Source organism: Allobosea sp. ASV33 (assembly GCF_016428755.1).
GTDB lineage: Bacteria > Pseudomonadota > Alphaproteobacteria > Rhizobiales > Beijerinckiaceae > Allobosea.
This window is the reverse complement of the sequence record NZ_JAELTI010000056.1, coordinates 1-20,474: the sequence shown is the minus strand read 5'-3', so window position 1 is coordinate 20,474 and position 20,474 is coordinate 1. Positions and strand designations below refer to the sequence as shown.

Sequence of the window (20,474 nt, the reverse complement as noted above, 5' to 3'; positions counted from 1 at the left end):
TTTCACCTCACCCCGAGGGCGCGGCGCTTTTGCGCAACTGCCGTGTCGTTCTTCGTAGCAAACCGGAAGGTTTGCGTCCTCGAACTCCTTGCATTTGCGCAAAATCGCCAGCGTCAAATCCTTCCCATGGTCACTAACAGCCTCTAGGAGCCGCCCGATGAAGCGCATCCTGATCGCCGACTGCAAGCAGGAGATATCCTCCTTCAACCCGCTGCCGTCGTATTACGAGAACTTCCTGATCCACCATGGCGACGGCCTCTACGTCCAGCGCGGCCAGAACCAGGAACTCGGCGGCGCGCTCGCAGTCTTCGAGGCGAGGGGCGATATCGAGATCGTGCCGACGATCTGCGCGCGCTCCGGCAGTGCGGGCCTGCTCTCGGCCGCAGGCTGGAAGAAGCTCTCCGAGGAAATCCTCACGGCCATCTTCGCCAAGCTCGACCGCATCGACGGCATCTATGTCTCGCTGCATGGCGCGATGGGGGCCGATGGCGAGCTCGACCCCGAAGGCTACCTGCTGGAGAAGCTGCGCCAGCGCGTCGGGCCGGACATGCCGATCGTCATCTCGCTCGACCTGCACGGCATCCTGACCGACCGCATGCTGCGCCAAGTCGACGGCTTCGCGATCTACTGGACCTATCCCCATGTCGATTTCGCCGATACCGGTCGCCGTGCCGCCGAACTGCTGCTGAAGCTGATGGCCGGCGGCATCAAGCCCGTCGCCGCCCGCGTCGTCATTCCCGCGCTGGTGCGCGGCGACGAGCTCATCACCAAGACCGGCTGCTATGGCGAGCTTCTCGCCGAATGCCGCCGGCTCGAGGAGGAGGGGCGGGCACTCGCGGCCGGCATCATGATCGGCAATCCCTTCACCGACGTGCCCGAGCTCTGCTCGCAGGTGCTGATCCTCACCGATGGCGACAGGGCAACCGCCGAGCGCGAGGCGATCCGGCTTGCCGAGGAATTCTGGCCCTTGCGCTTCCGCATGCAAGGCAAGCTCGTCCCGCTTGACCGCGCCATCGCCCAGGCCCGCAGCATCGACGGCCCCGTGATCTTCACCGATGCCGCCGACGCGACCTCCTCCGGCGCCTCCGGCGACAGCAACCTTATCCTCGCCGCTTTGCGCAAGGCCGGCTCCGGCAAGCGGGTGCTGGCCCAGATCGTCGATGCGCCGGCTGCGGCTACGGCGCATAAGGCCGGCGTCGGCGCGACGATCGAGGTCACGCTCGGCGGCTCGATCGATCCCGCCCGCTTTCCGCCGATGAAGGTGAAGGGCAAGGTCAAGCTGCTCTCCGACGGCGAAGCCGCGCTGGAAACGATGAAAGCGCCGCTCAGCGCCGGGCCGACGGCCGTGCTGACCTGGGACAATGTCACCGTCGTGGTGATGAGCCGTTCGGTCAGCCTGTTCGACCGCGCGATGTATTACGCCAACGGCATCGACCCCACCGATTTCGACCTGATCGTGGTGAAGTCGCCCCACACCGAATTCCACATGTTCGACCAGTGGTGCGCGCGGAACTTCAACATCGACGCACCCGGCGCGACCTCCGCCAACCTCAGAAGCCTCGGCCACACCATCTGCGCCCGGCCGATCTACCCGCTCGACGAGGGCGTCACCTTCGCGCCCCGCGCCACGATCTACGAACTGTGAGGATGAAGCCCGTGCCCAGGATCGAGGCCGTCGATTTCTTCTATCTCGCCATGCCCGTCGTCACCGACGAGGCCGATGGCAGCCAGGATGCCTTGCTGGTCAGGGTCGCCGCCGGCGGCCATGTCGGTTGGGGCGAATGCGAGGCGGCGCCGCTGCCCTCCATCGCCGCCTTCATTTGCCCGATGTCGCATGGCGTCTGCCGTCCGGTCGCCGATTCCGTGCTCGGCCAGAATCTGGAAAGCCCGGAGGATATCGCCCGCATCGCCGCCGCCGTCGCCTATAACTCGATGGACCTGCTGCAGGCGCCGCATACCTTCTCGGGCGTCGAGATGGCCTTATGGGACATCCTCGGCAAGATGCGCTCCGAGCCGGTCTGGCGTCTGCTCGGATACGCGAAAAGCCATCCCAAGACGCCCTATGCCTCCGTCCTTTTCGGCGACACGGCGCAGGAAACGCTCGAACGCGCCCGCGATGCCCGCAGCCGCAGCTTCCGTGCCGCCAAGTTCGGCTGGGGGCCGATCGGGCGCGGCAGCGTCGAGGCCGATGCGGAGCATTTCGTCGCCGCTCGCGAGGGGCTGGGTCAGGACGGCATCCTGCTCGTCGATACCGGACAGATCTTCATCGAGGATGTCGCGCGCGCCGCCGCCCGCTTGCCGGCGATGGAAAAGGCCAACGTGCTCTGGTTCGAGGAGCCCTTCCACGCCAGCGCGCTCGAAGCCTATGGCGCTCTTGCCAGGCGCAGCCCCAAGGTCCGTTTGGCCGGCGGGGAGGGCGCCCATAACGAGTCGATGGCGCGGCAGCTCATCGACTATGGTGGCATCGGCTATGTCCAGATCGATTGCGGCCGGATCGGTGGCATCGGTCCGTCTAAGGCCGTGGCGGATTATGCGGTCGCGAAGGGAGTGACCTTCGTCAACCACACCTTCACCTCGCATCTCGCGCTCTCGGCCTCGCTCCAGCCCTATGCGGGCTTGGCCGATCACGAGATCTGCGAGTATCCGGCCATGCCGAAGCCGCTGGCCACAGTGATCTCCGCCAACCATCTGGAGCGCGATGCCAATGGGCAGGTCGCGGCTCCCGATGCGCCCGGCCTCGGCATCGAGGTCGCGACGGCCGCGCTGCGCGGCTATCTGCAGGAGGTCGAGATATCCGTCGGCGGCAAGCGGCTCTACAGCACGCCAGGCCTTTGAAGCCATGCCTGCTTGACGCAGCGCCGCACCCTTATAGGGTGGGCGCCGATCGAGGTTCTCCGGGTTGCTCCCGGAGCTAAGAGGGAATTCGGTGCTGCGCGCCACGCGCAAATGCCGAGGCTGCCCCCGCAACTGTAAGCGGCGAGCTCTCCACCCATCGTCCACTGGCGCCTGACGCGCCGGGAAGGCCGGGCGGAACAGGCATCGACCCGCGAGCCAGGAGACCTGCCCCGGTCGTCGAAGACGTCTTTCGGACGGGGTGTTCCGAAGCCTGTGTGTCGATGGTGGCCCTTGCGGCCGGCCTCCCGCCCCACATGCCCGAAGCTGCCCCGGCCGTCATCTCGGGGAGCGATGAAACCCATGTTCACGAAGACCACCACCCAAGCCGCTCAAGGCGGCTTGACGGCTGCCTGCAGCGCGCTCTATCAGAAATGCAATATTGTTACATTTCGGATGGCCTCGATGCCGGCTGCGCGCCCGTTCAATCCCCTGCTTCGCCTGTCGGCCGCCGCGCTGTTCGGCGCTCTCGCCGCAAGCACGGCCGTCGCAGCGCCGACCAAATACCCGCTGACCCTCGAGAATTGCCGCGAGACGATCACCTTCAACGCCGCGCCCAAGCGCGTCGTCGCGATCGGCCAGACCCAGACGGAAATCCTCTATGCGCTCGGCCTCGGCGACCGTGTCGTCGGCACGGCGGTCTGGTTCTCACCGGTGGCCAAACCCTATGAGGCGGTCAACGCCAAGGTGAAACGCCTCGCCGACAACGATCCGAGCTTCGAGGCCGTGCTGGCGCAGGAGCCCGATCTCGTCACCGCGATGTTCGAATGGCATGTCGGGCCCAACGGCATCGTCGGCAAGCGCGACCAGTTCGCCAAGGTGAAGGTGCCGACTTACGTCTCGCCGACCGATTGCGTCGGCAAGGACAATTCCGGAGCCGGCGACGGCGTGCGCACGCAGATGTTCACGATGGAGCTGGTCTATCGCAACATCCGCGAATTCGGCGAAATCTTCGATGTCGCCGACCGCGCCGAGAAGCTCGTCGCCGAGCTCAAGGCGCGCGAGGACAAGGCTGTCGAGCAGGTCGCGAAGCTGAAGGCGCAGGACGTGCCGGTCGTCGTCTGGTTCTCCAGCAAAGACATCAAGGGCGACGGCTTCATGGCCGGCAGGAACGGCGTGCCCGCCTATATCCTGTCGAAGCTCGGCGCCCGCAACATCATCACGACCAACGAGGAATGGCCGCTGGTCGGCTGGGAGAGCATCGCCGCTGCAAATCCGGCCGTGATCGTCACCGTGAAGATGGATCGCCGCCGCTTCCCGGCCGACGATATCGAGAAGAAGCTGGACTTCCTGAAGACCGATCCGGTCGCCAGCAAGCTCGACGCCGTGAAGAATGGCCGCATCGTCATCCTGGATGTCGGCGCGACCCGCGCCGGGCTCGACACGGTCGACGGTATCGAGACCCTCGCCAAAGCGATCGCCGGCTTCGGGCTCTCACGTTGAGCCACGCCGCCCACGGGCCGAACTGGCCGGCGCGGATCGGCATCGCGCTGGCCTCGTTGCTGGCGCTGACCTTGTCGGTCGCGCTGGCGGTGACGATCGGCGAGATGCGTATCCCGCTGGACACGGCCCTGAAGGCGCTCGGCAACGGGCTGTTCGACCTCGACTTCCCTGTCAGCGCGATCCAGCAGGGCGTGATCTTCGATTATCGCCTCAGCCGGGCGCTGATGGCGGGCTTATGCGGCGGCGCGCTCGCGCTGTCGGGCGCGATCCTGCAGGCGCTGCTGCGCAATCCGCTGGCCGAGCCCTATATCCTCGGCATCTCGGCGGGTGCCTCGACCGGCGCCGTGGCGGTGTTGATCCTCGGCATCAGCATCGGCGGCGCGGTGCTCTCGGTCTCCGCCGGTGCCTTCATCGGCTCCTGCGCCGCGCTCGTCGTCGTCGCGCTTTTGGCGGCGGGGGCAGGGGGCGCGAGTGACCGCGTTATTCTCGCCGGCGTCGCCACCTCGCAGCTCTTCAATGCCGCGACGGCGACGATCGTCACGACGCTCGCCAGCGCCGAGCAGGCGCGGGGCGTCATGTTCTGGCTGCTCGGCAATTTCGGCGGCGTGCGCTGGCCTGACATCTGGATGGCGGCGCCGGTTGCCTTCATCGGTTTCGGCATCTGCATGCTGCACGCCAAGGTGCTGGATGCCTTTGCCTTCGGCGTCGATGCGGCCGCTTCCCTTGGCGTCGCCGTGACGCGGGTCAAGGTCGTGCTCTTCGCGACGACTGCGGTGATGACGGCCGTGATGGTCTCGATCGTCGGCACGGTCGGCTTCGTCGGGCTAATCATTCCCCATGCCGCGCGCTTCCTCGTCGGCTCGGGCCATGCCCGCTTGCTGCCGGCCTGCCTCGTCATCGGCGCGATCTTCATGATCCTCGCGGATATCCTCTCCCGCGTCCTGATACCCCAACAGATCCTGCCGATCGGCGTGGTCACCGCGCTCTTCGGTGCCCCCGTCTTCGCGCTGATCCTCTACAGAGCCAGGAGACCGCAATGAGGAGGCCGGCATGACGCTCGCGACCCGTGAGGTCCGCTGGGGTGTCGGCGGCCGGATGATCGTCGATGGCGTTACGCTGGCAGCGGCGCCCGGTCGCGTGCTCGGCCTGATCGGCCCGAACGGCTCCGGCAAATCGAGCCTGCTCCGGTTGCTCTGCCGCTTGCGCAATGTCGCGAGCGGCGTCGTCATGCTCGACGGGAACGACATCGCCGGCGTGCCGCGTCGCGATCTCGCCCGTCGTCTCGCTTTCGTCGAGCAGCAGGCGACGACCGAGATCCAGCTCTCCGTCTGCGACGTGGTGCGCCTCGGTCGCACGCCGCATCGTGCCGCGCTCGCCTCCTGGAACGATGCCGACGAGGCGGCCGTCAACGAGGCGCTGGCGCGGGTCGGGCTCACCGAGCGCCACGACCAGTTCTGGCATACGCTCTCAGGCGGAGAGCGTCAGCGCGTCCATATTGCGCGGGCGCTCGCGCAGGAGCCGAGCGAGCTGATCCTGGACGAGCCGACCAATCATCTCGACATCCAGCACCAGCTCTCGATCCTCAGCCTGGTCCGTCGCCTCGGCATCACCTGCATCATGGCGCTGCACGATCTCAACCTCGCCGCCATGTTCTGCGACGAGATCGCGCTGCTGCATGACGGGCGCCTGCAGGCGGCCGGCGCGCCGGAGGAGGTCCTGACGGCAGAGGCGATCCAGCGCATCTTCGGTGTTGCGGTCTCGATCCGCCCGGGCGCATCAGGGCGCCGCCACATCGAATACCTGGTCGAGGCCGAGCCGCGGAAGGGCATGCCGGGGAGCTGTTAGTCGACCGCTCCTAGGTCCCGGGCAACACGAAATCCCGGCGCATCGGCGTGAACACGTCGAGCAGGACGCCGGCCTCGATATTGACGGCGCCGTGCACGGCATCGGGCGGCACGGTGAAGCTGTCGCCGGCAACCAGGCGCTCGGTCCGCCCCGATATGGTGATGTCGAAGGTGCCGCATTCGACGAGCGAGCACTGGATATGCGGATGGCTGTGCGGCGGGCCGATCGCGCCGGCCTCGAAGCGCACGCGCACCATCATCACCTCGTCGCGATAGGTCAGAATCTTGCGCGTCACGCCGATGCCGGCCGGCTCCCAGGCGAGGTCGGCATCATGGGCGAAGGGCTCGTTCTTGCGGTCCATGTCGATCTCCCTCAGCGCAGATCCCCGGTCGCGACCATGTCCATGTCGGTATAGTCGACATTGTCGCCGCCCATGCCCCAGATGAAGGAATAGGCCTTCGTCCCGACGCCGGAATGGATCGACCAGCCCGGCGAGAGGATCGCCTGCTCGTTGGCGACGACGAGATGGCGGGTCTCCTGCGGCTCGCCCATCAGGTGGAAGACGCGGGCGTCCGCGGGAACGTCGAAATAGAGATAGATCTCGCAGCGCCGGTCATGGGTATGCGAGGGCATCGTGTTCCAGATGCTGCCCTCGTCCAGCGTGGTCACGCCCATGACGAGCTGGCAGGTCTCGCAGACGCCCGGGATGATGTACTGGCGGATCGTCCGCTTGTTGGCGGTGGCCTGCTCACCGAGATGCAGCGTCCTGGCATCGGACTCGCGGATCACCCTGGTCGGGTGCGCCGCATGGGCCGGGGTCGAGAGCAGGTAGAACTTGGCCGGGTTCGACGCATCGTCGCTGGCGAAGGAAACCTCGCCTGCTTCCTTGCCGACATAGAGCGCGTCTCGCTTGGCGAGCGGATAGTCGTTGCCGCCGACCGATACTTTGCCGGGGCCTCCGACATTGACGATGCCGAGTTCGCGTCGCCTGAGGAAGGCGTCGGTGCCGACGGCCTTCGGTGTCGGCAGCACGATCGCCTTGCCGGCCGGCATGGCGCCGCCGACGATGACGCGGTCGAGATGGCTGTAGGTCAGCTTGACCTCGCCGGAGACGAACAGCGTCTCGATCAGGAAATGGCGGCGCAGCTCCGCCGTGTCGAAGCCCTTCACGGCCTCGGGATGCGAAACCTGGCGGATGTCGATGGTCATGTCCGGTCCTTCAGTGGAACAGGCGCGGCAGCCAGAGCGACAGGCCGGGCACATAGGTGACGAGCAGGAGCACGGCGATGCTGGCGCCGTAGAACGGCCAGATCGTGCGCATCGACTCGCCGATGGAGATGCGGCCAATGGCGCAGGCGACGAACTGCACCGAGCCGACCGGCGGCGTGTTGAGGCCGATGCCGGCGTTGAGGATCAGGATCACCCCGAAATGCACGGGATCGACGCCGAAGGCCTTCACCACCGGCAGGAAGATCGGCGTGCAGATGATAATCATCGGCGCCATGTCCATGAAGGTGCCGAGCACCAGCAGGATCAGGTTGATCATCAGCAGGATGGTGATCGGGTTGTCGGAGACGGCCTTCATCGCCGCGATCGTCGCTTGCGGCACCTCCAAGAAGGCCATCAGCCAGCCGAAGGCGCCGGCCGTCCCGATCACCAGCAGCACCATCGCCGTGGTGCGCACGGCGCCCAAGGTCGCCTCGACGAAGGCGGTCCAGGTGAGCTGGCGATAGACGAAGATGGTGACGAGGATCGCGTAGACCACCGCGACGCAGGAGGATTCCGTCGCGGTGAAGACGCCGGAACGGACGCCGCCGAAGATGATGCCGATCAGCAGGATGCCGGGCAGCGCCAGCACGACATAGCGCCCGACCGTCGCGAAGCCGGGGAAGGGCTCGCGCGGATAGCCGCGCTTCACCGCGACCGCCCAGGCGGCGACCATCAGCGCGGCGCAGAGCAGCAGGCCCGGCACGACGCCGGCCGTGAACAGGTCCGCGATCGAGAGATTGCCGCCCGCCGAGAGCGAATAGATGATCATGTTGTGCGAGGGCGGGATCAGCAGGGCAATGATCGCCGCGTTGGCGGTGACGTTGACGGCGTAGTCGGCGTCATAGCCGCGCTTCTTCATCTGCGGGATCATGAGGCCGCCGACGGCGGAAGCATCGGCCACGGCCGAGCCGGAGATGCCGCCGAACAGCGTGCAGGTGACCACGTTCACTTGGCCGAGCCCGCCGCGCAGATGGCCGACGAGGCTCGCCGCCATCTGGATCAGCCGCTCGGCGATGCCGCCGCGGATCATCAGGTCGCCGGCATAGATAAAGAACGGGATCGCCATCATGGCGAAAGCGTTCATGCCGGAATTCATCTGCTGGAAGACGACGACCGGCGGCAGGCCCATATAGGCGACGGTCGCGACCGAGGCGATGCCGAGGCAGAAGGCGACGGGCACGCCGATCAGCAGCAGGAGCGAGAAGACGCCGAAGAGGATCCAGAGTTCCATGGCTCAGGCCTCCTGGCTTTCGCCGAAATGGACAAAGCCGAGCGGCGCCTGCTGCTCGCCGGTGACGAAGAGCAGGAGCTTTTCCAGCGCGAACAGGGCGATCAGCGCGCCGCCCGCTGCGATCGGCACATAGTCCCAGCCGCGGGAGATGCCGATGATCGGCATGCGATCGGCCCAGGTGCCCGCCGCGAGCTGCCAGCCATAGCCGAGCATGGCGAGGCCGAAGGCGCAGACCAGGGCCTCGCCGATGACGATCAGTGCCGCCCGCAAGGGCGGCGGCGACATCACCAGCCCGACCTCGAAGCCGAGATGGTCGCTCTCGCGCACGCCGACGGCGGCGCCGAGCAGGATGAACCAGGACATCAGGAAGAGCGAGCCGGCCTCGACCCAGATCGGCGTGTCGTTGAGCACGTAGCGGCCGAACACGCCCCAGGCGACCATCACGGTCATCAGGACAAGGCCGGCCCCGGCGGCGATCAGCGCGTACAGGCTGAGCTTGGCGTCGAGGCGTGTCAGGAAAGCGGTGAAAGCGCGCATGGAATGTCCCGGCTTTGTCGATAAGGACCGGTCATCCCGGGCGGAGCGAAGCGGAGACCCGGGCTCCATGCCTGAACGATTCCGGCATGGAGCTCGGATCGGCGCGGCTTCGCCGCTTGTCCGGGATGACGACGTCGGGCGAGGCGGCCGGAGAGCCGCCTCGCCTGAGCGAGGCTCAGTTCACCGCCTGGATCGCGGCGACCATGTCCTTGAGCTTCGGGTCGGTGACGAACTTGTCGTAGACCGGCTTCATCGCGTCGATGAAGGGCTTCTTGTCGACCTGGTTGATCTGGGCCCCGCCGGCCTTGACCTTGGCCTCGGATGCCTTCTCGCGCGCATCCCAGAGCTCGCGCATCTTCAGAACCGACTCCTTGGCGGCGGTCTTGATGATCGCCTGGTCGGCGGCGTTGAACTTGTCGAAGCTCCGCTTCGACATCACCAGCGCTTCCGGCGAGAGCGAATGCTCGGTCACCGAATAGAACTTCGAGACCTCGAAATGCCGGGTCGATTCATAGGAGGGCCAGTTATTCTCGGCGCCGTCGATCACGCCGGTCTGGAGCGCAGAATAAACTTCGCCGAAGGGCATCGGCGTGGCATTGGCGCCGAGCGCCGAGACCAGCGCGACGAACATGTCGGATTGCTGGACGCGGATCTTCAGGCCCTTCATGTCGGCGGGCGTGTTGATCGGGCGCTTGGAGTTGTAGAACGAGCGCGAGCCGGAATCGTAGAGGGCGAGCCCGATCAGGTCGTGCTTCTCGAAATCCTTCAGCAGGTTGTCGCCGATCGGCCCGTCCATCGCCTTCCGCATATGGTCGACCGAGCGGAAGATGAAAGGCAGGGAGGGGATATTGGTCGCCGGGATCAGGTTGTTGAACGGCGCCATGTTGATGCGGTTGATGTCGATGACGCCGAACCGGGTCTGGTCGATCGTGTCCTTCTCCTGGCCGAGCTGGGCAGAGTGGAAGACGTTGATCTTGACGCGGCCCTGGGTGCGCTCCTCGAGCAATTTGCCCATGTAGCGGACGGCCTCGACGGTCGGGTAGTCGGTCGGGTGGATGTCGGCGGAGCGCAGCGTCACGCTCTGGGCGAGGGCGCTGGTCGCTGCCGCGGCCGAAAGGGCCAGCGCGGCGGTATAGGCGAGGAAACTGCGGCGTGCGGTCATGGTGCGTTCTCCCGTGAGTTCGAGCACCCTGCCGTTTGCCGGCTTGTTCGCTGGCGCCTCGAACGTAAGCTTGCTGCCCGCCCCGGCATCCGGTTGCGGCAGTGATTGTATGGTAGTATGTTGCAGTATGGTACGCAACAGGCCCAGGAGGTTTTCGACGTGAGCCTTTCGTTGGCCTCATCCGCCACGCTTCAGGGCACTTCGGCGGCCGGTCGCGTCGAAGCCGAGTTGCGGCGAGCGATCATCGCGCTCGAATTGCCGCCGGGCACGCGCCTGTCGGAGCAGGAGATCGCGCTGAAATACGGCGTCTCGCGCCAGCCGGTTCGCGAGGCGCTGATCGCGCTCGCCAAGACGCGACTCGTCGATATCCAGCCGCAGCGCGGCACGGTCGTGGTGAAGTTCTCCGTCCGCAAGATGATGGAGGCGCGCTTCATCCGTGAAGCGGTCGAGGTCGCGATCGTGCGTGAGGCCTGCACGGCTTTCTCACCCCAGAGCCGGCAGAGGATCGCCGATCTCCTCGAAGTCCAGGAGAAGGCGGCGCAGCGCGACGATCATGCCTCCTTCCAGCGCTATGACGAGCTCTTCCATGTCGAGTTGGCCGAGGGCGTCGGCATGCCGCTCGCCTGGGAGGCGATCCGGGACATCAAGGCGCATATGGACCGGGTCTGCCAGCTGACCCTGCCCGGTGTGGACGTGATGTTGCCGTTGGTGCAGCAGCACCGCGCGATCATGGCCGCGATCGACGCGCAGGATGCGGCGCGGGCGGAAGTCGCCATGCGCCACCATCTCACCGAGATCCTGCGCGCCCTGCCGAAGACCGAGTCCAATCATCCCGATCTTTTCGAGTAGCGCGCGCGGCCGATCGTTCCGCCGCGGTGAAGTCCGGTCAGTCGAGCAAGGTCGCGCCGAAATTCCGCGGCGGATCCATATCGGCGACGAGGCGGCCGGTCGGCGCCGCGGCGCTGCCGCCGGTGCGTGCAAGCCAGCGGCCCGAGCCGGGAGCGGCGTGCAGCGTGTCGCCGCTCACGACATCCTGCCCGCGAACCAGGACGTGCTCGGGCCAGCCGGTGACGCTGCGGCCGGCGAAGGGCGTGAAGCCGGTCAGGTCATGCATCGCCGCGTCGGTGATGGTCACCTGCTTGGCGGGGTCCCAGATCGCGATATCGGCGTCGTAGCCGGGGAGCAGCGCGCCCTTGCCGGGGAGGTTGTAGATCTTGGCCGGCGCCGTCGCCGTCAGGTCGACGAAGGCTTCGAGCCCGCGCCCGGCGAATTCGGGCCGGCCCTGCGAAACCAGTGCGTCGAAGAGCAGCGGCAAGCGCGTCTCAAGCCCGGGCAGGCCGTTGGCAATCTGCTTGAAATTCGGGTTCGGGCCGGCCGAGAGCTTGCCGGTCTCGTCGAAGCGATAGGGCGCGTGGTCGGAGGAGACCGTCTGGATGTCGCCGAGCGCCAGCGCCTGCCAGAGCGCATCCTGATCCGCCTGCTCACGCGGCGGCGGCGAGCACATCCATTTCGCGCCTTCCAGGCCGGGCTTGTCGAGATCGTGCCGGGTCAGGAAAAGATATTGCGGGCAGGTCTCTGAGAAGACCTTGAGGCCGCGACCCCGCGCATCGCGGATCACCTGCGCGCCTTCGGCCGTCGAGACATGGAAGATCATGATCGGCTGATCGAGCAGTTCGGCCGCTGTGATCAGGCGGTTAAAGGCCTCGGCCTCCGAGCCGCGCGGATGGCTGATCGCGTGGTATTTCGGCGCGACATAGCCCTTCTCGACCAGCTTCTTGCCCATCCAGGAGATCATGCCGTGGTTCTCGGCGTGTACGCAGATGAGGGCCCGGTTCTGGCGTGCCGTCAGGAGCAGATCGAGCAATGGCTCGTCGTCGACCTTGATCAGATCATAGGTCATGAAGACCTTGATCGAGGCATGGCCTTCGCCGATCAGCGCCGGCAGATCCTGCTGGATCGTCTTGGCGTCGGGATTGGCGACGATGAGGTGGAAAGCGTAGTCGATCAGGGCGCCGCGCCGGGCGAGGGCCGAATAATCATCGACGACTTTCCGGAGATCGAGGCCCCGATGCTGCGCAGCGAACGAGATCAGCGTGGTGTTGCCGCCGAAGGCGGCCGAGGTCGTGGCGCTCTCGAAGGTGTCGGCATTGAGCAAACCACCGGCCGAGACCTGCTCGACATGGGCATGGGTGTCGATGCCGCCGGGCAGGACGAGCTTGCCCGTCGCGTCGATCTCGCGGGCGCCATTTGCAAGCCCGAGGCCCAGCGCGGCGACCTTGCCGTCCTTGACCGCGACATCGGCGCGGAAGCTGCCGGTGGCGGAGCCGACCGTGCCGCCGCGAATGACCAGATCATAGTTCGCCGTCATCTGCCCTCGTCCCTTCAACGCACCATCAACGCACCGATCGCCATGGCGACTGCGGCTTGCGTCGGATCGATCACGGGGATGCCCAGCGCATCCTCCAGCGGCCGACGATGCCGCGCCATGCCGGCACAGCCCATCACGATGGCGCCGGCGCCGTCCAGTTCCTTGAGCTCGGTGCCGATCGCGATCATGCGCTGGAGCGTGCCTTCGCCGGACGCGCTCTCGGCCACCGACATCTCCAGCGGGCGCTCGCCGGCGAGCCGATCCATCAGTCCCATCTGGCGGAGATAGCGGATGTGGCGCGGGATCGAGCGCGATTTGATCGCGATGACGCCGAAGCGGTCCGCTCGCGTGAGCGCCGTGAGCACGCCGCATTCGGCGATGCCGAACACGGGACTCGCCGTGCCCTCGCGGGCGATGTGCAGGCCAGGGTCCGAATAGCAGGCGATGACGAAGGCATCGACGTCGTTGGCGGCCTCGACCCGGCGGCGCAGCGGCAGGGTGACGCTTTCGACATGCTCCTGCGTCTCGATGCCGATCGGCCCTTCGCGCAAGCTCTCGCAGAGGATCTCCGGCCCCTCGGCAAAGGCGAGCGGCACCAGCGCCTGCCGCAAGCCCTCGGTGACCATCTCGTTGGAGTTGGGGTTGATGACGAGGATGCGGGGGCGGCGGCTCATCGCGAAGGGTCCGATCTGGCGGGTCTAGGGTTCAGCATGGCATTGCTGGCCGGCTCAGGCGACCTCTCGCACCACCCAATCCGCCAGGATGGTGCAGGCCGCAAGGAAATCGTCGATCTCCATCGCCTCCAGCGGGTTATGGCTGCCATGCTCGTTGCGCACGAACAGCATGGCGATCGGCACGCCGGCGGCGGCGAAGGCGGCGGAGTCGTGGGAAGCGGGGCTGCCGAGCGGCATCGTCGGAATGCCCTGCCGGTTCGCTGCCGCCTCCAGCCCGGCGACGATGCCGGGATCGACCGGGCCGACCGCAGCGCTGGCCCGCGTGCCGAGCTCGAAGCTGACGCGCCGGCGCGCCTCGATCTCGCCGATGCCAGCCAGCATCTTCGCCTCGACGCGCTCCAATACGGCCGGATCATAGGCGCGCACGTCGAGGCTGAAGGCGAAGCTGCCGGGCACCGTGGTCAGGCCATGGACGGCTGGGTCGGTGTGGAAGCGCCCGAGCGTCACCGCCATCGGGAAGCCGGCCTCTTCCTCTTCCTGCCAGAGCCGGTCCAGCATCACCGCGAATTCGGCGCCGGCCATGGCGGCATCGCGGCGGAAGCGGCGGGGCGTGCCGACATGGTCGTGCCGGCCGACGATGCGCGCGTCGGGATAGCGGAAATTGCCGGGCACGCCGGTGCAGATCGCGACCGGCAGGCCGGATTCGACCAGGCTCGGCGCCTGCTCGATATGGACTTCGAGAAAGGCCCGAATCGCGGCGGGGTCGAGATGGCGCTCGCGCCGGCGGATCGCGGCGGAATCGCCGCCGCTGGCATCGATGCTGGCGGCGAGGACGCGGCCGTCGTCGATACGCTTCGCCTCCAGCGCCCCGTCCGGCAAGGTGCCGAGCGCCGAGCGGCTGCCGATATAGGAAACCTGGAACCAGACGCTTTCCTCGGCGCGTACACCCATCGCGGTGACGTCGCAGCGCGGCGCGATGCCGAGCGCCCGCAGCGTCTCGATGACCACGAGCCCGCCGGCGACGCCGGCTGCGCCGTCGAAATTGCCGCCATGCGGCACGCTGTCGAGATGCGACCCCATCAGGATGCGCGGAGCGTTCGCCTCGCGGCCTTGCAGGGTGACATAGGTGTTGGCGGCAAAGTCCCGCGAGACCGCAAGCCCGCGCTCCTTGCCATGCTCAGCCAGCAGGCGATGGCCGAAATCCTCACCCGCGCCATAGGTGTCGCGCGTGATGCCGGGGACGTCGCGGCTGCCGGCCGCCAGGCGATCGAAAAGCGTCTCGACCCAGCCGCGCTGGGCCGCGACGGCCGTGGCGATCGTCGTGTCGGTGTACGGCGTCCTGGCGGTGGCGGTCATATCGGTCCGGTCGGGTATCGGTTGCGGCCCGGCTGCGCGCCCGGCGATAGGGCGGCAACCGGGCATGCGCTGTCTTGTAAGCCTCGCCGCCGGGAGGCGGCCGGGAAACTTTGGGCCAGCCCGTGCGGCCGGACAATGGCGGCGTCTATGCGGATTTCGGGGGCGGCATTCGCAGGCTGAATAGCGCGAGCCCGCTCAGCCGGATCCGAGCTTGGCCGCGGTTTCCGCAGCCACCAGCCGGACCTCGCGCAGGAAGGCGTCGGCAGCACGCGAGATCGGGCGCTTGCGCGAGCGCACGGCCGAGGCTCGGACCTCCGAAGCCGGCGCGAAGGGGCGGATGGCCAGGTCGTAATGACCGCTGAAAACCGGCGAAAGCGGATCGACCACCGCGACGCCGACGCCGCTTTCCGCCAGCACGCAGGCCGTGTTGCAATAGCGGACCTCCACGGAGAAGCGGTGGGGCACATCGGCCTGGGCGAAGGCGCGCCGGACGATCGTGCCCATGCGCGTGCCTTGTTCGAGGGCGATATAGGGCGCGTCGCGCAAATCCTCCGGCGTGATCGTCGCTTTCGCTGCAAGCGGATGCTCGGGCCGCATGACGCAAACCATGTCGCCGGTGAAGAAGGTCTCGGCATCGAGCCCGCGATCGTCGTCCATGCCCATGACGAAGCCCAGCTCGGCCGTTCCGTTCTCGACGCTCTCCAGCACATGCTCGAAGCGCCGGACATCGAAGGAGACCCGGACCTTCGGCCGCTTGACCAGGAAATTGCGCAGCGCCGCAGGCAGGACGCCGTAGCCCAGCGGCGGCGTCGCGATGATGCGGATATGGCCGGCGCGGTTCTCCTTGATGTCCTGCACCCTCGCCTCCAGGGCTGCATGCAGGGCGAAGATCGGCTCGGAATCCTCGTAGAGCGAGCGGGCCTCGGCTGTCGGGAACAGGCGGTTGTTGACGCGCTCGAACAGCGGGAAACCGACCTGGCTTTCGAGATGCTTGATCGCATTGCTGACGGCCGGCTGCGACAGGCCCAGTTCCTGCGCGGCGCGAACCGTCGTCTCGCAGCGGACGACGGCGCGCAGAAGCTCGATCTGGCGAAGGTTCATATGATCGATCCGAATAGAGTGATGGCACTCTATTTGGTCAGCAAATCATATACCAGCCTCTCGGCTTTACGCCCAGCGCAAGCTCGGCGGCGAGAGGTCATCGACCGAGCGCCCGGCCCAGTCGAGCGAGGAGGCCTTAGCGAGCGCCCGGCGCTGCGCCTGCTCCAGCCCGTCGGAGGCGGCCTGATAGTCCATGGTCAGCACCTTGCCGTCGGCGACGACCTGCTTGCCCTGCACGAAGACATGGGAGACGGCGCGGTCGGCGGCCGCGTTGATCAGGCTCTTCAGCGGATCACGCGTCGGGCGCATCATCGGATGGGTCAGGTCGACCATGACGAGGTCGGCCTGGGCGCCCTTCGCCAGGCGGCCGATATCGTCGCGGCCGAGCAGCCTGGCGCCGCCCAAAGTCGCGGCGCGGAAGACCTGTCCGGTCGTCACCACGGCATGGCTCTCGCCGGTGATGCGGGCATAGACGCCGGCATGGCGCAGCTCTTCGAGCATGTTGTGCGGGAAGGTGTCGGTGCCGATGCCGATATTGACACCGGCCTTCAGGTAGCGGCCGAGATCGCGCAGCGTGAAGCCGCGCCGGCCGAAGACGGTCGGGCAATGCGCGACGGAGGTGCCGGTCTCGGCGAGCCGGGCGAGGTCGGTGCGGGTCGGCCAGCGCACCCATGGGTGGTCGTCGAGGAAGATCGCATGGGCGATCGAGGCGTTGGGCGCGAGGAAGCCGACGCTGTCCAGCCACTGGATCGGCGAGAGCCCGCTGCGGCGGACCATCTCGTGGAATTCGCTGATCGACTGGCCGGCATGGGTCTGGATCGGAATCTTGCGCTCGGCGGCAGCCGCGATCGAGGCGCGGAACAGCTCCTCCGTGCAGGTGTCGATCTGGGCCGGGCAGGCGAGGCCGGAGAGCCGCCCGGATTCATGGGCGAGCGCAGCGTCGATCACCTTGAAGGCGTCTTCCATCGCCTTCCGGCCGGCGGCATCGTCGAGCTCGTATTCGACCTGATAGCCGTTGCGGGTGAACCAGCGGCCGTTGCGGTACATTGGCGCCATTACCATGCGCAGGCCGCTCGCGGCGGCGCGGTCGAGCCAGCCCTCGCTCGGGAAGGAGAGGTCGACCAGCGTGGTCGTGCCCGACATCAGCAGCTCGGACCAGGCGACGTGGTTCAGATGCGGGATGCCCTCGGCATCGGCGCGGAACAGCCAGAGGAACTCGTAGAGCGAGGAATTGTAGAGTTTGGGCGTGCCGACCTCGTCGGTCATGCCCTTGTTGCCGGGCTCGCTCGACGGGTGGGAGTGGATGTCGACGAGGCCGGGCATGACCATGAAGCCCTTGCCGTCGATCTCGCGCGTGACCTCGCCGGTGAAGCCGTCGCCGAGATGCAGGATGCCGCTCGCGTCGAAGACGACATCGAGATCGCGGCGATAGACATGGTCGTCGGCGGCCGCGTCATAGGCGATGACGATGTCGGCGTTGCGGATGCGGGTGGTCATGGGGCCTCGATCGTTGCCGGCGCCCGTCGATTCTCTCGTCATTCCGGGGCAGCGCGGAGCGCTGAGCCCGGAACCCAGAGCCGATGCCGGGTTTCGGGATGCTGTGTCAGAGCGATGCAGCTCTTTCGAACGCGGCATCGTTTCTGGGTTCCGGGCTCGCCCCTGTGGGGCGCCCCGGAATGACGGACTCAACCCGCCTTCTTTTCCTGCGCGATGAAATGCTCGGCGATCTGCTGGCCGGTCGCGATCCAGACGTCGCCGAAGCCGCGGGCCCGCGCCAGGAATTCGCGCATGATGCCGATCCGCATCGGACGCCCCGAAACCTGGGGGTGCATCACCATCGAGACGAGGCCGCCCCATTCGCGGAGCTGGTCGAGCTCGTCGTTCCAGATCGAGAGCACATGCTCCTTCGGGAACATCGGGCGCGGGGAGAAGCGCTGCGACAGGCCGTAGAGCCAATCGTCGAAATACATATCCACCGGCAGCTCGATCGGGCCTTTCGAGCCGTCGCGCAGCTTGTGGCGATAGGGCCGGATGTCGTCGCGGAAGGAGGAGGAGTAGAGGATGCCCTTGTCGCGGAGATAGCCGAGCAGTTCGTCGTAGTTCTCGCCTGAAGGCGCGCGGTAGCCGACCGGCGTGACGCCGAGGATGCGCTTGAAGATCTCGAGCGTCTTGTCGATCTCCTCCTTGTCGACGGCGAAGTCACCGGGCTCCGGCCGCTTGTGCGAGTAGCCGTGATGGCCGATCTCGTGCCCGTCCCTCGCGATGGCTTCGCACATCGCCGGATGCACCTCGACGACCCAGCCGGGAATGAAGAAGGTCGCCTTGATCTCCATGAGACGAAGCTGCTCGAGGATCTTCGGCACGCCGACGCGCTGCTCATAGCCGCCATGGGAGAGCGTAACCAGCCGGTCGGTGTTCTTCGCGTCGTAGTTCAGCCAGGCCGTCTCGGCATCGACGTCGAAGGCCGGGAAGACGGCGCTGCGATAGCCCTCCGGCCAGGGATAGTCCGGCGCGGGATCGGCGAGATTGGCGACGCGGTGGGGGAAGTCGGTGAGCATGGCAGGCGTCTTTCGGGTGGGAGTGCCCCCGCCGGGCGGCAGGGGCATGGATGCGGTTATGGCGTGATCAGTTCTTGGCTTCGCCGTTGATCATGAGCTTGTCGACCTTGGCCTCGCCGAGCTCCCATTTCTTCAGCACGGCGGCATAGGTGCCGTCGGCCAGCATGGTCGCGAAGGCCTTGGCGACGGCGTCGCGCAGTTCGGTGTCCTTCTTGGCGAAGGCCAGGCCCTGGTAGACGGTGGTGAAGGGCGTGCCGAGGATGGCGTAGTTGCCGGGCTCCTGGCCCATCAGATAGGGCAAGGTTTCGCTGCCCTGCACGGCGGCGTCGAGGCGCTTCTGGCGCAGCTGCGTGCGGGCATCGGCCGAGCCTTCGGTGCCGACGATCTGCATGGCCGGCTTGCCCTTGGCCTCGCAGTTCTCCTTGCTCCAGGTCTCCATCTCCTTCGGGAAGGAGGTGCGGCGGCTGGCGCCGACCTTCTTGCCGCAGAGCGCGGCGAGGTCCTTGAACTCGTCCTTGCGGTCGGCATTGGTGTAGAACTGCGCGCCCGAGGCGAGATAGTCGACGAAATCGAGGGTTTCGCGCCGCGTCGGCAGGTCGCTCATGCCCGACAGGATCATGTCGACGCGGCCGGTGGTCAGCGCCGGGATCATCGCCTCGAAGCCGATCTCCTCCCATTTGATGGTGATGCCGAGCTTCTGCGCGATGGCGTTGCCGAGATCGATGTCGAGGCCGGTCAGCGTGCCGGTCTTGGGATCCTTGAATTCGAGCGGCGGATAGTTCGGCACATTCGCGACGGAGAGCGTCTTCCTCTCCAGGATGCGAGCCGGCAGGCTCTGGGCCTGGGCGAAGCCGGCAGCCGTGCAGAGCGCGATGACGGACAAGCCGAGCAGGATGGAGGTCTTCGACATGGTAATCCCCTTTTTGTGATCAATGACGGACGGCGTTGATGAAAGCGCGGGTGCGCGCCTCCCTGGGATCGGTCAGCAGGGTGCGCGGGTCGCCGAGCTCGACGATCTGGCCCTGGTCCATGAAGGCGACGCGGTGGCCGACATCCCGGGCGAAGCCGAGCTCATGGGTGACGCAGATCATGGTCATGCCGCTCTCGGCGAGGTCGCGCATCACCTTGAGCACTTCGGAGACCAGCTCGGGATCGAGCGCCGAGGTCGGCTCGTCGAAGAGCAGCAGTTCCGGACGCATGGCGAGCGAGCGGGCAATCGCGACGCGCTGCTGCTGGCCACCGGAAAGCTGCGAGGGATAGGCGTCGCGCTTGTCGGCGAGGCCGACGCGCTCCAGTAGGGCAAGCGCCCGCTTCGTCGCGTCCGCCTTGGGCTCGCCGAGCACCTGCACCGGCCCTTCGATGATATTCTGCAGGGCGGTGAGATGCGGGAACAGGTTGAAGCGCTGGAACACCATACCGATCGAGCGGCGCTGGCGGGCGATCGCCTTGTCGTCGAGCTCGTAGAGCTTGTTGCCCTCGCGGTGATAGCCGACGCGCTCGCCGGAAACCCAGAGCGCGCCGCCGTCGATCCGTTCGAGCTGGTTGATGCAGCGCAGGAAGGTGCTCTTGCCCGAGCCGGAGGGGCCTATGATGCAGAGCACCTCGCCCTTGGGGACGGCGATGTCGATGCCCTTCAGCACCTTGAGCTGTCCGAACTGCTTCTCGACCCTCTGGGCGAGGACGAGCGGGGCGCCGGCGATATGGTCAGGGTCGATCGGCCGGATGTTGGGGAGGATATCGGTCATGGCCCGCTCCTCAGCGCTGCGCCGGCGCGGCGACGCCGCGGGCATAATAGGCCTCGATCCGGCCCTGGATCAGGCTGAGCACGGTGACGACCACAAGGTACCAGATCGCCGCCACTATCAGCAGCTCGATGACCCGCGAATTGGCGTAGTAAATGTTCTGCGCGCTGTGCAGGATCTCGGCGAACTGGATGACGCTCGCCAGCGAGGTAAGCTTCACCATGCCGATGAACTCGTTGCCGATCGGCGGCACGATCACACGCATCGCCTGCGGCATGATGATCCGCCGCAAGAGC

20 protein-coding genes and 1 riboswitch are annotated in these 20,474 nt (G+C 66.8%); of the genes, 6 read left to right on the top strand and 14 right to left on the bottom strand.

Features of this window, described 5'->3' with window-relative positions; genetic code table 11:
* Window positions 1–157: 157 nt before the first annotated feature.
* The 5 genes from JHD80_RS16630 (at window position 158) to JHD80_RS16610 (ending at window position 6,180) form a co-directional block, all read left to right on the top strand.
* Window positions 158–1,645 carry a M81 family metallopeptidase gene (locus tag JHD80_RS16630; protein ID WP_199089483.1) on the top strand — a complete coding sequence of 496 codons (1,488 nt, stop codon included), beginning with the start codon at window positions 158–160 and terminating at the stop codon, window positions 1,643–1,645.
* Between the two features lie 11 nt (window positions 1,646–1,656).
* Window positions 1,657–2,835, top strand: coding sequence for a mandelate racemase/muconate lactonizing enzyme family protein (locus JHD80_RS16625; RefSeq protein ID WP_349237289.1), 1,179 nt, complete (start codon window positions 1,657–1,659; stop codon window positions 2,833–2,835).
* A gap of 35 nt (window positions 2,836–2,870) precedes the next feature.
* Window positions 2,871–3,082, top strand: a riboswitch (cobalamin riboswitch).
* 215 nt (window positions 3,083–3,297) lie between these two features.
* Window positions 3,298–4,335, top strand: a complete 1,038-nt coding sequence (locus JHD80_RS16620) for an ABC transporter substrate-binding protein (RefSeq protein WP_199089479.1) — start codon at window positions 3,298–3,300, stop codon at window positions 4,333–4,335.
* Entirely contained in the window at window positions 4,332–5,375 is a 1,044-nt protein-coding gene (locus JHD80_RS16615) for a FecCD family ABC transporter permease (protein WP_199089477.1), read from the top strand. Before JHD80_RS16620 ends, JHD80_RS16615 begins: the two co-directional genes overlap by 4 nt.
* Before the next feature lie 10 nt (window positions 5,376–5,385).
* Window positions 5,386–6,180 (top strand): ABC transporter ATP-binding protein, encoded by a 795-nt coding sequence (locus tag JHD80_RS16610; protein ID WP_199089475.1) that lies wholly within the window; start codon window positions 5,386–5,388, stop codon window positions 6,178–6,180.
* A 10-nt stretch (window positions 6,181–6,190) separates the two neighbouring features.
* Here the strand turns inward: JHD80_RS16610 and JHD80_RS16605 are convergent, their stop codons facing one another.
* From JHD80_RS16605 to JHD80_RS16585, 5 genes are all read right to left on the bottom strand, one after another.
* A complete protein-coding gene (locus JHD80_RS16605) occupies window positions 6,191–6,541 on the bottom strand; it encodes a cupin domain-containing protein (protein WP_199089472.1) in 351 nt (116 codons plus the stop codon).
* A gap of 11 nt (window positions 6,542–6,552) precedes the next feature.
* Window positions 6,553–7,389 (bottom strand): 5-dehydro-4-deoxy-D-glucuronate isomerase, encoded by an 837-nt coding sequence (gene kduI / locus JHD80_RS16600; RefSeq protein WP_199089470.1) that lies wholly within the window; start codon window positions 7,387–7,389, stop codon window positions 6,553–6,555.
* Window positions 7,390–7,399: 10 nt separating this feature from the next.
* A complete protein-coding gene (locus JHD80_RS16595; protein WP_199089468.1) occupies window positions 7,400–8,680 on the bottom strand; it encodes a TRAP transporter large permease in 1,281 nt (426 codons plus the stop codon).
* A 3-nt stretch (window positions 8,681–8,683) separates the two neighbouring features.
* A complete protein-coding gene (locus JHD80_RS16590; protein WP_199089465.1) occupies window positions 8,684–9,217 on the bottom strand; it encodes a TRAP transporter small permease in 534 nt (177 codons plus the stop codon).
* Between the two features lie 175 nt (window positions 9,218–9,392).
* The gene (locus JHD80_RS16585; RefSeq protein WP_199089463.1) at window positions 9,393–10,379 is read right to left on the bottom strand and encodes a TRAP transporter substrate-binding protein; all 987 of its coding nucleotides are present in this window, start codon (window positions 10,377–10,379) and stop codon (window positions 9,393–9,395) included.
* Window positions 10,380–10,496: 117 nt separating this feature from the next.
* Between JHD80_RS16585 and JHD80_RS16580 the strand changes: the two genes are divergently transcribed.
* A complete protein-coding gene (locus JHD80_RS16580) occupies window positions 10,497–11,228 on the top strand; it encodes a GntR family transcriptional regulator (RefSeq protein ID WP_199089461.1) in 732 nt (243 codons plus the stop codon).
* A gap of 37 nt (window positions 11,229–11,265) precedes the next feature.
* On the opposite strand, the gene hydA is transcribed toward JHD80_RS16580, so the two are convergent.
* The 9 genes from hydA to JHD80_RS16535 form a co-directional block, all read right to left on the bottom strand.
* Window positions 11,266–12,747 (bottom strand): dihydropyrimidinase, encoded by a 1,482-nt coding sequence (gene hydA / locus JHD80_RS16575; protein WP_199089459.1) that lies wholly within the window; start codon window positions 12,745–12,747, stop codon window positions 11,266–11,268.
* A gap of 14 nt (window positions 12,748–12,761) precedes the next feature.
* On the bottom strand, window positions 12,762–13,421 hold the full coding sequence (locus JHD80_RS16570; protein WP_199089457.1) for an aspartate/glutamate racemase family protein: 660 nt from the start codon (window positions 13,419–13,421) through the stop codon (window positions 12,762–12,764).
* 54 nt (window positions 13,422–13,475) lie between these two features.
* A complete protein-coding gene (locus JHD80_RS16565) occupies window positions 13,476–14,777 on the bottom strand; it encodes a Zn-dependent hydrolase (protein ID WP_199089455.1) in 1,302 nt (433 codons plus the stop codon).
* A gap of 195 nt (window positions 14,778–14,972) precedes the next feature.
* Window positions 14,973–15,878 (bottom strand): LysR family transcriptional regulator, encoded by a 906-nt coding sequence (locus JHD80_RS16560; RefSeq protein WP_199089453.1) that lies wholly within the window; start codon window positions 15,876–15,878, stop codon window positions 14,973–14,975.
* Between the two features lie 66 nt (window positions 15,879–15,944).
* The gene (locus JHD80_RS16555; RefSeq protein WP_199089451.1) at window positions 15,945–17,375 is read right to left on the bottom strand and encodes an amidohydrolase family protein; all 1,431 of its coding nucleotides are present in this window, start codon (window positions 17,373–17,375) and stop codon (window positions 15,945–15,947) included.
* A gap of 188 nt (window positions 17,376–17,563) precedes the next feature.
* Complete coding sequence (locus JHD80_RS16550; protein WP_199089443.1) at window positions 17,564–18,436, bottom strand: polysaccharide deacetylase family protein; 873 nt, start codon at window positions 18,434–18,436, stop codon at window positions 17,564–17,566.
* A gap of 67 nt (window positions 18,437–18,503) precedes the next feature.
* Window positions 18,504–19,346 (bottom strand): ABC transporter substrate-binding protein, encoded by an 843-nt coding sequence (locus JHD80_RS16545; protein WP_199089442.1) that lies wholly within the window; start codon window positions 19,344–19,346, stop codon window positions 18,504–18,506.
* 19 nt (window positions 19,347–19,365) lie between these two features.
* The gene (locus JHD80_RS16540; RefSeq protein WP_199089441.1) at window positions 19,366–20,181 is read right to left on the bottom strand and encodes an amino acid ABC transporter ATP-binding protein; all 816 of its coding nucleotides are present in this window, start codon (window positions 20,179–20,181) and stop codon (window positions 19,366–19,368) included.
* A gap of 10 nt (window positions 20,182–20,191) precedes the next feature.
* A partial coding sequence (locus JHD80_RS16535; RefSeq protein ID WP_199089440.1) for an ABC transporter permease subunit occupies window positions 20,192–20,474 on the bottom strand: 283 nt, incomplete at its 5' end.

Excerpts from the sequence above, each read along its gene's own strand:
- JHD80_RS16630 (WP_199089483.1), top strand. The coding sequence starts at position 158 with ATGAAGCGCATCCTGATCGCCGACTGCAAGCAGGAGATATCCTCCTTC.
- JHD80_RS16620 (WP_199089479.1), top strand. The coding sequence starts at position 3,298 with ATGCCGGCTGCGCGCCCGTTCAATCCCCTGCTTCGCCTGTCGGCCGCC.
- JHD80_RS16610 (WP_199089475.1), top strand. The coding sequence starts at position 5,386 with ATGACGCTCGCGACCCGTGAGGTCCGCTGGGGTGTCGGCGGCCGGATG.
- JHD80_RS16605 (WP_199089472.1), bottom strand. The coding sequence starts at position 6,541 with ATGGACCGCAAGAACGAGCCCTTCGCCCATGATGCCGACCTCGCCTGG.
- kduI (WP_199089470.1), bottom strand. The coding sequence starts at position 7,389 with ATGACCATCGACATCCGCCAGGTTTCGCATCCCGAGGCCGTGAAGGGC.
- JHD80_RS16595 (WP_199089468.1), bottom strand. The coding sequence starts at position 8,680 with ATGGAACTCTGGATCCTCTTCGGCGTCTTCTCGCTCCTGCTGCTGATC.
- JHD80_RS16590 (WP_199089465.1), bottom strand. The coding sequence starts at position 9,217 with ATGCGCGCTTTCACCGCTTTCCTGACACGCCTCGACGCCAAGCTCAGC.
- JHD80_RS16585 (WP_199089463.1), bottom strand. The coding sequence starts at position 10,379 with ATGACCGCACGCCGCAGTTTCCTCGCCTATACCGCCGCGCTGGCCCTT.
- JHD80_RS16580 (WP_199089461.1), top strand. The coding sequence starts at position 10,497 with ATGTTGCAGTATGGTACGCAACAGGCCCAGGAGGTTTTCGACGTGAGC.
- hydA (WP_199089459.1), bottom strand. The coding sequence starts at position 12,747 with ATGACGGCGAACTATGATCTGGTCATTCGCGGCGGCACGGTCGGCTCC.
- JHD80_RS16570 (WP_199089457.1), bottom strand. The coding sequence starts at position 13,421 with ATGAGCCGCCGCCCCCGCATCCTCGTCATCAACCCCAACTCCAACGAG.
- JHD80_RS16565 (WP_199089455.1), bottom strand. The coding sequence starts at position 14,777 with ATGACCGCCACCGCCAGGACGCCGTACACCGACACGACGATCGCCACG.
- JHD80_RS16560 (WP_199089453.1), bottom strand. The coding sequence starts at position 15,878 with ATGAACCTTCGCCAGATCGAGCTTCTGCGCGCCGTCGTCCGCTGCGAG.
- JHD80_RS16555 (WP_199089451.1), bottom strand. The coding sequence starts at position 17,375 with ATGACCACCCGCATCCGCAACGCCGACATCGTCATCGCCTATGACGCG.
- JHD80_RS16550 (WP_199089443.1), bottom strand. The coding sequence starts at position 18,436 with ATGCTCACCGACTTCCCCCACCGCGTCGCCAATCTCGCCGATCCCGCG.
- JHD80_RS16545 (WP_199089442.1), bottom strand. The coding sequence starts at position 19,346 with ATGTCGAAGACCTCCATCCTGCTCGGCTTGTCCGTCATCGCGCTCTGC.
- JHD80_RS16540 (WP_199089441.1), bottom strand. The coding sequence starts at position 20,181 with ATGACCGATATCCTCCCCAACATCCGGCCGATCGACCCTGACCATATC.